Origin of the sequence: Spirosoma rhododendri, from assembly GCF_012849055.1 — a bacterium.
Lineage (GTDB): Bacteria > Bacteroidota > Bacteroidia > Cytophagales > Spirosomataceae > Spirosoma > Spirosoma rhododendri.
Genome location: NZ_CP051677.1, coordinates 4,300,223 through 4,313,240, shown reverse-complemented (window position 1 = coordinate 4,313,240; position 13,018 = coordinate 4,300,223). Strand labels below are relative to the sequence as shown.

The following is a 13,018-nucleotide window of genomic DNA, read 5'->3' as shown; positions in this document are numbered from 1 at the left end:
CCAGACTGGTAAAAATCCACCGCATACTATGTTAAATATTTCCAACGAGCGAATCGATACGGACGATCTCGACCGGTATCCGCTCAACACACTGCGTGAACTGCCGCATCCTGATAGTGCCCGCCGACTGGGTCGCTGGATGCTGTTTATTCTGATTGTCGGCATCATCGTCATGTTTCTACCCTGGCGGCAGAACATCAACGGTACGGGCAAGCTCACGGCCCTGACCCCCAAAGATCGCCCCCAGACGGTACAGAACGCCGTAGCCGGGCGTATCGAACGGTGGCTGGTGAAAGACGGCGACTATGTGAAGAAGGGCGATACGCTGCTGGTTATCTCCGACATCAAAGACGAGTATTTCGATCCGAACCTGCCCCAGCGACTCGATGAACAGCTAGTCGCTAAACAAGGGTCGCAGGACGCTTACGAAGCGAAAATTACGGCCCTGACCGGGCAGATCAACGCGCTCGACGCGGGTGTACAGGTCAGCCTGGAAGCCGCGCGCAACCGGGTGAAGCAGGCGCAGTACAAACTCGACTCCGACATTGCCGATCTACAGGCTGCCCAGCGAAACTATCAGATTGCCCTCGACCGAATTGCCCGCTATGAAAAAGCGTATCAGGATGGTCTGATTTCGCTGACTGACCTGGAAACGCGTCGTCGGACGGTGCAGCAGGAGAACGCACTCGTCGTGACGGAGCAGAACGTGGTGTCGACGTCCCGTCAGGCACTCCTGAACGCCCGACTCGACCTTGGCACCATCGAAGCGAAGTACCGGGAAGAACTCGCTAAAGCCCGCTCCGACCGGAGTTCGGCCGTGTCGAGCCGGACACAGACGGAGGGCGAAATCGCGCAGCTCCGCAACAAAATTACGAACGTCGACATCCGGCGGGATCGGTACGTGGTGCGGGCTCCGCAAAACGGTTTTCTGGTGCAGCCCGCCAAAACGGGTATCGGCGAAACGATCAAGGAAGGGGAGCCCATCGCGACACTCCAGCCCGACCGGCCCCAGCTGGCCGTTGAGCTGTACGTTCGGGCAATGGACGTTCCGCTGATCGAGCGCGGCCGGATCGTGCGGCTTCAGTTCGACGGCTGGCCTGCCATTCAGTTTTCGGGCTGGCCGAGCGTTGCCGTCGGTACGTTTGCCGGAAAGGTAGCCGTCATCGACGCTGTCAGCAGCACCAACGGCACCTACCGGATGCTGATTACGCCGACCACGCAGGCTGGTGATCAGCCGTGGCCCAAACAGCTGCGGATCGGGTCGGGCGTGTACGGCTGGGTTATGCTCGACAACGTACCGATCTGGTACGAACTGTGGCGATTGCTGAACGGTTTTCCCCCGAGCTTACAGGATGAGCCGGAGAAAGGGCTGAAAGCATGAGTCGGCTTACCCATATTGCCGGGGTTCTGGCGATGCTGATCACGCTGTTGCCCCTGCGGGCCGATGCACAAACGCCCACCCGCACGATCGATACGACGATTTTTCCGGCGCAGACGTTCTACGAGATCATCCGGCAAAACCATCCGATCATCCGGCAGGCCGGGTTGTTCGGCGAGGAAGCCCGGCAGGTGCTGATGCAGGCGCGGGGCGCGTTCGACCCCAAGCTGGTAACGCACTACGACCGCAAGGAATTTGGTAATGACCTCTATTACGATCACTGGCAGAACAAACTGGCCGTACCGATCTGGCCGGGGGTATCGACCTGAACATTTCGTACGACCGTAACGACCCGCGAGGGCGCTACATAAACCCTGAAGAACGGACGCCACCCACCGGCCTGACGGGCGTAGGGCTAAGTTTGCCCATTGGCAAAACGATGCTCATCGACGCCCGGCGGAACGCAGTTCGGCAGGCCCGGCTGGCGCAGACGCTGGCTGAAGCCGACCGGCTGTCGCTGGTCAACAAGACACTGTACGACGCGGCTAAAAGTTATTGGGACTGGTTTTTGGCGCACCGGCAGCGGGTGCTGCTGGCCGAAGGCTTCGAGCTGGCCAACACCCGGTTTCAGGCCCTGCGCCTGCAAGCGTTGCTGGGCGAAATCGCGACCATCGACACAACCGAAGCCTTGATCACAGTGCAGGATCGACTGGTACAACAGCAACAGGCCGTGCTCGACGAACAAAACGCCCGGCTACGGGTAAACACGTACTTGTGGAATGCCGACGGGCAACCCACCGAACTGCCCGAGCAGACGATTCCGCAGCTCACCTCGCCGATGGTGGCCGCCGATACGTTGCTGCAACCCCTGCTCGAACAGGCCGCTCAGCAACACCCCGAACTGCTGAAACTCGATACCAAAATCGGGCAGCTTACGCTCGAAGAGCGGTGGCGGCAGGCACTGGTACAGCCGCAGGTTGCGGTGAGTGCCAGCTTGTTGAGTCAGACACCATCCGTTGATGAGCGGTACGACTGGAGCAGCTATTATTCGTTCCGACCGCAAAACTACAAGGTAGGTCTCGACGTCGTGTTTCCGCTGTTTCTGCGAAAGGAGCGAGGTAAACTACGGGAGGTGCAACTGAAGAATCAGCAGACGGCGCTCGAACGGCAACAAACCGGTCGCGACGTGCTGAACGGTGTACAATCGGCTTATAATCAGCTACAGGTGCTGGGTCGGCAGGTAATTGTGCAACAGCAGACTATTCTGAACCAAACGATTCTGGTGCGCGGTGAGCAGGCTAAGTTTGAACTGGGTGAAAGCTCCCTGTTTCTTATCAATTCCCGCGAGACCAAACTCATCGACCTGCGAATCAAGGGGGAGGAGCTAAAAGCCAAGTATCAGAAAGCGGTCGCTCAGCTGTACTACGCAGCGGGTGGAGCCCTTTAGAAGTTATTTAGGGAAGTGTTTTTGTCATCCCGAGCCTGCGAGGGATCTTCGGTAATAGGCGATTTGATTCGTCATTGTCGAAGATCCCTCGCAGGCTCGGGCCGGGTGGCCGGAGCCGTGACAAAGACTAAGCCATGGCTAACCGCCCAGCACCATCAGCAACTCGCTGATCATCATGGCGGTAGCGCCCCAGACACGGTGCCCCTGAATCTGGTAGAAAGGAGCGTCGACGGTTATGCCCCGCACATCGATTTTACTGTCGCCGACGATGGTTTCATCGAGCAGCGTGTCCAGTTCGACTTCAACGATGTCTTCGACTTCGCGGGGGTCCGGGTAAAAGTCTGGCCGGTAGGGCAGAACACCGACGACGGGCTGCACGTAAAAATTGCTCGGCGGAATAAACAACTCCGTCAGCAGGCCCAGCACCTGCACATCCGATACCCGGATACCGACTTCTTCCTGCGCTTCCCGCAGGGCCGTGCGGGTCAGGTTTTCGTCGAACCGCTCCACGCGTCCACCCGGAAAAGCCATCTGCCCGGCATGCACTCCGTCGTACTGCGGGCGCAGGATCAGCGGCAGGTAAATCGACTGCTGGTAGGGGTAGAAACACAGCAAAACCGCCGACCGCCGGGTGCGCTCGTTGGGTTTGATACCCAGCCGTGTCCGGGCCGATGACGCCATTTTTCGGTGCGCTTCTTCGCCGGGCAACGGCTGTTGCAGCCGCTCCCGTAGTCGTTCGCTAAAAACCTGAAAACTGGTGTCGATCATGGTTTAGTAGGGTTTAAGGTCTGAAGTCCAAGGTTTAACGTTGATCGGGTCAGCTGATAACCTTAACCGTTAAACCTCAAACCTTAAACTCATTTATACAACTTAACTAATTCTTCGGCGCAACGTTCACCGTCCATGGCGGCTGAGACGATGCCACCCGCGTAACCGGCTCCTTCGCCACAGGGAAACAGCCGCCTAACGGCAACGTGCTCGCAGGTGTCGCGGTCGCGCGGGATACGCACGGGCGACGACGTGCGGCTTTCCACGCCGATAATCTGACCGTCGTTGCTCAGGTACCCGCGCATCTTCCGGCCAAAGTCGCGCAGCCCCTGTTGCAGTGGCTGGGCAATGTGGTCGGGCAGCACCTCATACATATCCACCGACCGGAGCCCCGGCTGGTAAGACGTCGGCAGCAGACTGGCCGATACCCGGCCATCGACAAAGTCGGCGACGCACTGCGCCGGAGCTACCTGATCGAGTGTCGGATCACCGGCGCTACCAATCCGGCAGGCCCAGCGTTCAAGATCCTGCTGAAGTGCCAGCCCGGCCAGCGGCCCTTCGTCGGCGTAGGGTTTCAGATCCGCATCGGTGATGGCAACGACGAGCCCTGAATTGGCGAATTTTGAATCGCGACGCGAGGGCGACATCCCGTTGACGACCAGTTCGCCGGGGGCCGTTGCTGCCGGTACGATGAAACCGCCCGGACACATACAAAACGAAAAAACGCCCCGATCTACCCCTTTGAAGCGGGTTTGTGTTACCAGACTGTACGATGCAGCGGGCAGATAGTCGCCACGGTCAGGCCGGTGGTATTGGAAGCGGTCGATGAGTTGCTGCTGGTGCTCGATGCGTACACCCATGGCGAAGGGCTTGGCTTCGATGCGTACGTTGCGGTCGTGGAGCAGATGGAAAATGTCGCGGGCCGAATGACCCGTCGCCAGAATGACGCCGATACCGGTCAGCGCATCGCCATTGGCCAGTACCACCCCTTTGAGTTCGTTCTGTTCTACAATGAAATCCGTCACTTTGGTATCGAACCGCACTTCGCCACCCGCCTGCCGGATGCTTTCGCGCAGGTCGGCCACCACATTCGGCAGTTTGTTGGTGCCGATATGCGGGTGGGCGTCAACCAGAATCTGCTCCGTAGCCCCGTGAGCCACGAAAATCTCCAGAATCCGGCGCACGTCGCCCCGCTTGGTCGAGCGGGTGTACAGCTTCCCGTCGGAATACGTACCGGCCCCACCTTCGCCAAAGCAGTAGTTCGACTCCGGGTTAACGATATGGTCTTTGTTGATCGCGGCCAGGTCGCGTCGGCGGGCGCGGACGTCGCTGCCCCGTTCGAGTACGATGGGTTTGATACCCAGTTCGATCAGGCGCAGGGCGGCAAACAACCCGGCTGGCCCGGCCCCGACGACAATGGCCTGCGGAGCCCGGCTGACGTCGGTTTGCGGTTTCTGGTACTGAATCAGTGGGGGCGGGGTTTCGCCGATAAACACGTCGGTGTCGACCTGTACCCGAACCTGCCGGTTGCGGGCATCGATCGACTGTCGTTTTTTGCGAACCACGATTGGTTCGTCGGTGGGTAGTCGCAGATGCTGACTGACATGGTCGCGAAACCGGTCGTCGTCGAGGGCCAGTTCGGGCGGCAACGAGAGCGTAAGCTGATGAATCATACGATTGGCGAGTGGTTATCCCGCAGCGATATGGGCCCAAATGGCCTTCTAGCTGCAACGCAGACCCGATTCGTTGGGTTCAGTCGGGTGGGTAGTTTGGTGATGGGGCTGGCGGCTGGCAAAGCCGGAAAATGTGCATCTTTACCAATCAGCCGCCCCGACTGGCTGGCTCGTTTTTGTATGGCTATTATTTCAAAGAAAAAGATTCCGTTTTCGATCAGCGATGGGCTGCGCACCTACCTGCGCGACTACGACCGCGAAGTGCCGACCAATATTTCGTACACTGATCTGAAACGGGCCGATAACTCGTTTGCCGTGCTGGACCGCAACGGGCGCGACACGCTCTGGGAAACGATGCTGTACCCACCCTCCGAGCTGGCGGACATTCACCTGTCGCTGCGCACGATCTACGCGTATCTGAAGGCGGACGGCGACCTGAACGTGACCAGCCACCTGGCCATCGACCGCGTCGATCTGTGCACCTACGGGAATACGATGCCGTTCCGGGTGCGGGTTGTCAACATGGTCAACGATAACTTCGATTATTTCTACGTCAAGAACGCCGACGCGTCGCGGATTTACGGGCTTGAACTGGAAGACATCCTGTCGCCCAACCAGGTTAGTTATCTGACAAGCGGGCCAACCCTGATCGAAGAGCATATCGTGGGTATACCGGGGGATATGTTCCTAGAAAACCGCCTGTCTGACCCTGACCTGAACCCAATTCGGTTGTGCAAAGAGTTTGTCAAGTTCAACGAACGGTGCTTCGTACGACTACTTGGCGATATGCACTCGTCGAATTTTGTGGTCGATGTAACGCCTGATTTTGAGGAAATGTACTACCGGATTCGGGCTATCGACTTCGATCAGCAGTGCTACGAAGGAAAAAAATCGGTGTACATGCCGCAGTATTTTCGGCAGAACAACGCACTGATCGAGCTGGGTGTGCGGTACATGACCCCGGAGAGTGTGCGGCAGTATCAGGTCGAGGAGCGGGCGCAGATTGCCGGTCGCATTCGGATCGAACACGCCCGGCTCACCAACCTGCTCAACCTGATGCGTCGGGAAACACTATCGTCGCCCGAGCGTATCGCGCAGCTTAGCCACGAGCTGAATCAGCACTACCGCAGCAACCGGTTTGCCAACTGCCAGACGATGGGCGAAGTGCTGGAAGAAAGCCTGAGCTGGCTCGTCGCCGTGCACTGATTAGTTGGTGGTTGGTTGTCCCCGACAGCTTCTAGCTGTCGAGCTGTAAGCTGAGTGGATTGCCTGGTTAGCCGCTGACGCGGCTCCGACAGCTAGAAGCTATCGGGGACAACTACCAATTAACTAATCAAATCAGCGTCTGAATCAGGGCGATTTCGGTTTTGAGCTGAGACTCCAGTTCAATCAGCCGCGTTTCGTCCAGCCCCGCCAGTTGCTCAACTTCACTCGCCAGCGTTGCCAGTATGCCGAAACTCAGGTTCAGCGCACTCCCCTTTAACTTGTGCGCTATCGCCTTGACCTCAACCCAGTTGCGGCTGGTGCGGTAGTGGTGTAGCTCGGCCGGGAAGCCGCTCAGATAGCCGTTGACCTCGCTCAGCAGTTCGTCCATAAACTCTTTGTCGCCCCCCACCCGAATTCGGAGTTCTTCTTCGTCGAAGTGTGCGCGCATGGGTAGCAGCACCGGGCTGGGTGCTGGCACTGCCGGGGCTTCCTCAACGGAATCAGTTTGGGGTAACCACTGTTGTAGAATCCGGGCAATCGTATTTTTCACGACCGGCTTGGTGATATAGTCGTTCATCCCCGCGTTCAGGCAGCGCTCCCGCTCCGACTTCATGATGCCCGCCGTCAGCGCGATAATGGGTACCGTCTGCCCGGTGTCGAGGGCCCGGATGGCGGCTGTGGCTTCGTAGCCGTTCATTTCAGGCATCTGAATGTCCATCAGGATCAGGTCCGGCTGCGACTGCACAAACACGTTCACACCTTCGAGCCCGTTTTTGGCTGTCAGTAGATTGATGTTGGGCGACACGTTACGCAGGATGGCACTGGCCAGCAGCATATTGACCGGATTATCCTCAACGATTAATACCGTTTGCCCTGTAACGGTGAGGGATGGCTGGGCAACTGGTTCGGACAGGACAACGGGCTTCGACTGCGGCTGATGAACCTTGGCCAGCGCCTGAAAAAACTGCTGGATCTTGATCGGCTTCATCAGGTGCTGCTGCACCGACAGCGTGTTGCAGGCCGCTTCGACGTACGCATCGTCGGCCGAACTACCGAGCAGCAGGATGGGCAGTTGTTCCGGGGAGAAATTCAGCGTACGCCGAATCTTGCGGATGGTTTCGATTCCGTCCATGTACGGCATGTGGTAATCCATCAGCACCAGATCGAAAGCGGGGCCATTCGTCAGCTTGTCGAGGGCGTCGAGGCCGTTGATGGCCTGTATCGATTCGATCTGCTTCAGAGTCAGCATGTTCTGCACGATCAGTCGATTGGTCGCGTTGTCGTCGACGATCAGAACCCGACTGATGCCGGTGATTACTTCGTAGTCAAGCGGTTCGCCGGGTTCGGCCCGGAACGAAACGTCGAAGAAGAAGGTGCTGCCCTGGTTTTCCTCGCTTTTCAGCTGTAACTGACTGCCCATCAGGGCAAGCAGTTTGTTGGAGATGGTCAGCCCCAGCCCGGTACCGCCGAAGCGTCGGGTGGTAGAGGAGTCGGCCTGCGAGAAGGCATTAAAAATTTTCTGTTGGTTCTGCGGAGCAATCCCGATACCGCTGTCGTGTACCAGAAACCGGAACGCCATCTGATCGGGCTGCGCAGTAGGTATCGTCTCGATGCGCAGCTCGATCTCACCCTGTTGCGTAAACTTAACCGCGTTGCCCAGCAGGTTAACCAGAATCTGCCGCAGCCGGACCGGGTCGGCCCAGATGTAGCGCGGCACGTCGGGGGCAATGTTGAGCAGCATCTCCAGCCCTTTCTGATGGGCCTGGTACTTAATCATATCGGCCACCTGACTGCCAATGTCGTAGATGTCGGATTTTTCAACGGCAAGGTCAAGTTTCCCCGCTTCAATCTTCGAAAAGTCAAGGATGTCGCTGATAACGTCGAGCAGTGAATTGGCCGAGTGATTGACCGTCGACATATATTCCTGCTGGAGGGCGTCGAGTTTGGTGCGCATCAGCAGGTCGGTGAACCCGATAACGCCGTTCAGGGGCGTACGAATTTCGTGGCTCATATTGGCCAGAAACTCCGACTTCGAGCGGCTGGCTTCTTCGGCGTTCTGCCGCTCCCGGATCAGCTCCTGCTCGATTTGCTTACGGGTCGTAATATCCTGAAAATACCCGTGCCAGAGCGTACTGTCGGGTAGTAATTCTGGTACCGAGTCGGCATGAAGCCAGCGTTCGCCTTTGTGGGGCAGGATAACCCGAAAATCGGCGTTCCAGTTGGCCAGCGACGTTCGCGAATTACGGACGGTTTCCATCATCATGGGCAGGTCGTCGGGGTGGATACGACCCAGGATCAGTTCGGCGCATGAATCAGTCTCATCGGCGGGTGCGGGCAGATCAAACAGGTCAGTTGCCCCGGTCGACAGATACGGGAAGTTCACGTGTCCGTCTTTGAACGACTGAAACTGGTACAGGCAGCCCGGTACGCGGTCCGACAGTTTTCGGAGCATCAGGGCGGCACTGTGCGCCAGTTGCTGCGTCCGCTTTTGCTCGTCGATGTCCTGAAACGTTCCTACCAGCCTTACGCATTGCCCATCAACAAACTCGCCCTGCCCAATGGCCCGCACCCAGATTTCCCGACCCGTGTAGGTAATGATTTGCAGGTCGAGGGCGTAGGGCGTTCCTTCCCGAATGCAGATGTCTACTGCCTGCGTAATGGCCTCACGGCTACCGCCTTCCTTGTAGAACGCAATCGCCTTGTCGAGCACAGGAATATAATCGTCGGGCACTTCGTGAATTTCGCGGGTGATGGGCGAAAAATAAATGGTTTCCTCGACCAGATTCACCTCCCAGCCACCCACGCGGGCAACCTGGTTAGTCCGCTCCAGCATTTCCTTGGTCCGCTGTAACTCAAGTTCCGCCTGTTTGCGCGACGTAATATCGAGGCTGATGCCCAGCAGCCCCGACGCGGTTCCCTGCGCATCGTAGAGCGGAATTTTAGAGGATAAAAACCAGCAGGGATCGTCGTCACGGCGCGTATTAATCGTTTCCTGAGCCAGCATCGGCTCACCGGTGTTCATCACGTGTTGGTCTTCCAGAATCGACTGGCGGGCCGACTCGACCGGAAATAACTCGTAGTCGCTTTTGCCGAGGATGGATTCCGCGCTGTCGGCCCCCATGTAGGTGTACTCCGCGCGGTTAGCAAACAGCTTTCTGGATTTGGTATCCTTAATATAGACGTGAATGGGCAGGCTGTCCAGAATCGACTGAAGCAACGGATTACCCGTAAACGTCTGGAGCAGCGATGAGGAGGCCGCTGCCTCGTCGTCGGCCTGCACGGCATCGGGCAACTCGCTGTCAGCTACATTTGTAAAGACAAGCAACTGGCGCGCTGACCCATCCGGGGCCGTCAGGAGCCGTAACCTGCCGCAGAGCCAAACCGTACTACCTGCGCTTCCGGTAAAGCAGTAGGGCAGTGGTGACTGGCTGGCATCTGCTGCCGGTGGCTGGCTACGGAGCAGTGTTGTCCAGTCAGGAAACAAAGGCTGAGGGCGTTCATAACCCAGCGCAGCCCAGAAAGCCGGGCTCACGTAGTTAAGAGCGGGCTGAGCCGGGTCTCCATAGATGAGTCCTTGCAAACCAGCAGTTTGCATAAAATCGAACAAAGAAACGTCTCTGCTCAGCAGCGTGTAAAACTCCAGCTTACTCTCGTCTGTCGTTATCAATGATGTACTTACTTGTTACTAGTGGTTTACCTAAACTAAGCTAACGACAATGATGTGTTTACAAAATGTGTACAAATATTATGCAACTTCCCCATTTTGATCGATATGACTTAGCGTGTGGAGGTAGATTGGTGAAAAAACCGTATATCGCCTAACATCCGGTGACCCTTACCCGTTGACCTGTTATGCAAGTTCAGACTTCCTCTCCCGCTTCGACGCGCGGCAAAGCCGACCTGTTCGACGCCCCCGATTTTTACTGCCTCGACGACCTGCTGACGGCCGAGCATAAGCTGGTCCGGTCGGCTGTGCGCGACTTCGTTAAACGCGAAATGACGCCCATCGTGGAAGACTACGCACAGCGGTGCGAATTCCCCCGGCAGCTCGTTGCCAAGTTTGGGCAGATCGGTGTTTTTGGGGCCACCATCCCAACCGAGTATGGAGGGGGCGGGCTCGACCAGATCTCGTATGGCCTTATGACGCAGGAGATCGAGCGGGGTGACTCGGGTATGCGCTCCTGCGTGTCGGTGCAGAGTTCGCTGGTGATGTACCCGATCTGGGCGTTTGGGTCGGAGGAGCAAAAGCAAAAATACCTGCCCGGTCTGGCCAAGGGTACGCTGCTGGGCTGCTTCGGGCTGACGGAACCCAACCACGGCTCTGACCCCGGTAGTTTGGAGACCAATTTCATCGAGCGCAGCGACTACTACCTGCTCAACGGGTCGAAACTCTGGATTACCAACGCCCCCATCGCCGACATTGCCATCGTCTGGGCGCGCAACGAGCAGGGTAAAGTGCGGGCACTGATTCTGGAGCGTGGTATGGAAGGGCTGACGGCCAGCGAGATACCCAACAAATGGTCGCTACGGGCCAGTAGCACGGGGCAACTGCATTTTCAGGATGTACGCGTACCGAAAGAAAACCTGTTGCCCGAAGCGTACGGCCTTAAAAGCGCGCTGAAATGCCTGGACCAGGCCCGTTACGGTATTGCATGGGGCGCGTTGGGAGCGGCTATGGAGTGCTACGAAGTGGCCCGCCGGTATGCGCTCGAACGGATTCAGTTTCGCAAACCCATTGCCAGTTTTCAGCTCATCCAGAAAAAGCTGGCCGAAATGCTGACCGACATTACGCAGGCCCAGCTGCTCTGCTGGCGACTTGGCATGCTCAAAAATGAGGATAAAGCCACCACCGCGCAGATTTCGATGGCCAAGCGTAATAACGTGGAGGTCGCGCAGCGGGTGGCGCGGGAAGCCCGGCAGATTCTGGGTGGCATGGGAATCGTGGGCGATTATCCGATCATGCGCCACCTGATGAACCTTGAATCGGTCAGCACCTACGAGGGTACGCACGACATACACCTGCTGATTCTGGGCAACGAAATCACGGGTATTCCGGCCTACAAGTAACCGAAAAGTCGCCGGACGAACAGGCAGTAACGAAGCAATCGGGGCCGGGTAGCCGACTTAACCAAAACGATCGGCCCCGGTTTCATTAGTACATGACGCAACTAACCCATGCACGAAACATCACCATTGACAAATAACGAGTCGGCCCGGCGGTTTGAAGTAACCGTTGATGGTAAACCCGCTTTTATCAACTACCAGAAGCAGGGCGATAAGACGCTCATACTCACACATACCGAAGTAGACCCGACGCTGGAAGGCAAAGGTGTCGGTTCGAAACTGGTGGCGGATACGTTGGCTTACATCGATAGTCGGGGCATGAATATCGTATCGGCCTGTCCGTTTGTGAGTGTGTACATCAAGCGACACCCCGACTGGCAGCGGCTCCTGGTTGAGGACCTCGCCGAAGACTAATATTTTCCAACGTACACTATAGATGTTCCCCTGTGTCTGTTCCTCACAGACACCTGCGCGTCAGCTACCATCCGGCGGGGCGTCTGTGAGGATACAGACGCGGGGCTATCTACGTGCTGGCTTCGGGCAGGCCAACTTACTACATCGCGTTATGCCGACGGCTGATTCGACACGGATTGATCGCGTAGTTGCCGGGTCGTTTTGCGGGTGCCGTCGTGACTCCAGCCCGGCGGTCCGAACACATATCCCAGCGCCGTGCGGAGGGAGCCGGTTTGCCGATACGTGCGTACGGTATCCTGCCGGATCGCGTCCCATTCGTGAAAGGCAATACGGATCGGGTTGTGCGAACCAACATTTGTTGTCAGGCCGTAAGTAGGGCGCTGTTTTTCGGCCGTAAACGTCCCAAACAGCCTGTCCCAGATAATCAGAACCCCCGCGTGGTTTCTATCGAGATAGTCGAGGTCAGAACCGTGGTGTACGCGGTGGTGCGACGGCGTATTGAAGATAAACTCGATTGGCGCGGGTAGTTTGCCAATCAATTCGGTGTGTATCCAGAACTGGTAAAGCAGACTAATCGACTGCATGGTCATCACGGCTACCGGCGAAAAACCCACCAGCGGTAACCATATCCAGAAAACAAACGAGCCCGTCAGCGTCCCCGTCCAGGTTTGCCGGAGGGCAGTTCCCAGGTTGTACTTCAGCGATGAATGGTGTATGACGTGCGAAGCCCAGAAGTAGCGGCTGCTGTGACTGATCCGGTGAAAAAGATAGTAGCTGAAATCGTCGGCGAAGAACAGCATCACCCATGCCCACCACTGAGTCATGTCGACCGTTGCCAGCCGAAACCGGTACACCAGCGAATAGGTACCGAAGACCACCACTTTGCCGACGACCCCGATCAGCACGTTGCCGATCCCCATCGCCAAGCTGCTGGCTGTGTCGCGGGCGTCGTAATAATCACGCTGCTGAACGGCCGTCACGATCACCTCCGCCACCAGCAGCACTACAAACCCGGGAATAGCATACTGGATCAGGTCTTTCATTGGCGTGCTGGCAACCGCAGAAACT

10 protein-coding genes are annotated in these 13,018 nt (G+C 57.4%); 6 read left to right on the top strand and 4 right to left on the bottom strand.

Annotated elements, in window-relative coordinates; genetic code table 11:
- Nucleotides 1–28 precede the first annotated feature (28 nt).
- From HH216_RS17950 to HH216_RS17945, 3 genes are read left to right on the top strand one after another with little or no spacing between them, the layout of a single operon-like run.
- Nucleotides 29–1,381 carry an HlyD family secretion protein gene (locus tag HH216_RS17950; protein WP_169552043.1) on the top strand — a complete coding sequence of 451 codons (1,353 nt, stop codon included), beginning with the start codon at nt 29–31 and terminating at the stop codon, nt 1,379–1,381.
- Nucleotides 1,378–1,707, top strand: a complete 330-nt coding sequence (locus tag HH216_RS26130) for a hypothetical protein (RefSeq protein WP_254448497.1) — start codon at nt 1,378–1,380, stop codon at nt 1,705–1,707. The genes HH216_RS17950 and HH216_RS26130 overlap by 4 nt, the downstream gene beginning before the upstream one ends.
- On the top strand, nt 1,659–2,825 hold the full coding sequence (locus HH216_RS17945; RefSeq protein WP_332871518.1) for a TolC family protein: 1,167 nt from the start codon (nt 1,659–1,661) through the stop codon (nt 2,823–2,825). Before HH216_RS26130 ends, HH216_RS17945 begins: the two co-directional genes overlap by 49 nt.
- A gap of 138 nt (nt 2,826–2,963) precedes the next feature.
- Here the strand turns inward: HH216_RS17945 and HH216_RS17940 are convergent, their stop codons facing one another.
- Both HH216_RS17940 and HH216_RS17935 read right to left on the bottom strand, forming a co-directional pair.
- The gene (locus HH216_RS17940; protein WP_169552042.1) at nt 2,964–3,593 is read right to left on the bottom strand and encodes an NUDIX hydrolase; all 630 of its coding nucleotides are present in this window, start codon (nt 3,591–3,593) and stop codon (nt 2,964–2,966) included.
- 89 nt (nt 3,594–3,682) lie between these two features.
- Entirely contained in the window at nt 3,683–5,266 is a 1,584-nt protein-coding gene (locus HH216_RS17935) for an NAD(P)/FAD-dependent oxidoreductase (protein WP_169552041.1), read from the bottom strand.
- A 180-nt stretch (nt 5,267–5,446) separates the two neighbouring features.
- Between HH216_RS17935 and HH216_RS17930 the strand changes: the two genes are divergently transcribed.
- Complete coding sequence (locus HH216_RS17930) at nt 5,447–6,472, top strand: hypothetical protein (RefSeq protein WP_169553433.1); 1,026 nt, start codon at nt 5,447–5,449, stop codon at nt 6,470–6,472.
- Between the two features lie 127 nt (nt 6,473–6,599).
- Here the strand turns inward: HH216_RS17930 and HH216_RS17925 are convergent, their stop codons facing one another.
- The gene (locus HH216_RS17925; RefSeq protein WP_169552040.1) at nt 6,600–10,139 is read right to left on the bottom strand and encodes a response regulator; all 3,540 of its coding nucleotides are present in this window, start codon (nt 10,137–10,139) and stop codon (nt 6,600–6,602) included.
- Nucleotides 10,140–10,324: 185 nt separating this feature from the next.
- Between HH216_RS17925 and HH216_RS17920 the strand changes: the two genes are divergently transcribed.
- Nucleotides 10,325–11,539 carry an acyl-CoA dehydrogenase family protein gene (locus tag HH216_RS17920; RefSeq protein WP_169552039.1) on the top strand — a complete coding sequence of 405 codons (1,215 nt, stop codon included), beginning with the start codon at nt 10,325–10,327 and terminating at the stop codon, nt 11,537–11,539.
- Between the two features lie 108 nt (nt 11,540–11,647).
- A complete protein-coding gene (locus tag HH216_RS17915; protein WP_169552038.1) occupies nt 11,648–11,950 on the top strand; it encodes a GNAT family N-acetyltransferase in 303 nt (100 codons plus the stop codon).
- Nucleotides 11,951–12,099: 149 nt separating this feature from the next.
- Here HH216_RS17915 and HH216_RS17910 read toward each other — a convergent pair whose 3' ends face one another.
- Nucleotides 12,100–12,993 carry a sterol desaturase family protein gene (locus HH216_RS17910; protein ID WP_169552037.1) on the bottom strand — a complete coding sequence of 298 codons (894 nt, stop codon included), beginning with the start codon at nt 12,991–12,993 and terminating at the stop codon, nt 12,100–12,102.
- Nucleotides 12,994–13,018: the final 25 nt, after the last annotated feature.

What these genes read in the sequence shown, in the direction of transcription:
- HH216_RS17915 (WP_169552038.1), top strand. Translation starts at nt 11,648, where the DNA reads ATGCACGAAACATCACCATTGACAAATAACGAGTCGGCCCGGCGGTTT.
- HH216_RS17950 (WP_169552043.1), top strand. Translation starts at nt 29, where the DNA reads ATGTTAAATATTTCCAACGAGCGAATCGATACGGACGATCTCGACCGG.
- HH216_RS17940 (WP_169552042.1), bottom strand. Translation starts at nt 3,593, where the DNA reads ATGATCGACACCAGTTTTCAGGTTTTTAGCGAACGACTACGGGAGCGG.
- HH216_RS17930 (WP_169553433.1), top strand. Translation starts at nt 5,447, where the DNA reads ATGGCTATTATTTCAAAGAAAAAGATTCCGTTTTCGATCAGCGATGGG.
- HH216_RS17920 (WP_169552039.1), top strand. Translation starts at nt 10,325, where the DNA reads ATGCAAGTTCAGACTTCCTCTCCCGCTTCGACGCGCGGCAAAGCCGAC.
- HH216_RS26130 (WP_254448497.1), top strand. Translation starts at nt 1,378, where the DNA reads ATGAGTCGGCTTACCCATATTGCCGGGGTTCTGGCGATGCTGATCACG.
- HH216_RS17935 (WP_169552041.1), bottom strand. Translation starts at nt 5,266, where the DNA reads ATGATTCATCAGCTTACGCTCTCGTTGCCGCCCGAACTGGCCCTCGAC.
- HH216_RS17910 (WP_169552037.1), bottom strand. Translation starts at nt 12,993, where the DNA reads ATGAAAGACCTGATCCAGTATGCTATTCCCGGGTTTGTAGTGCTGCTG.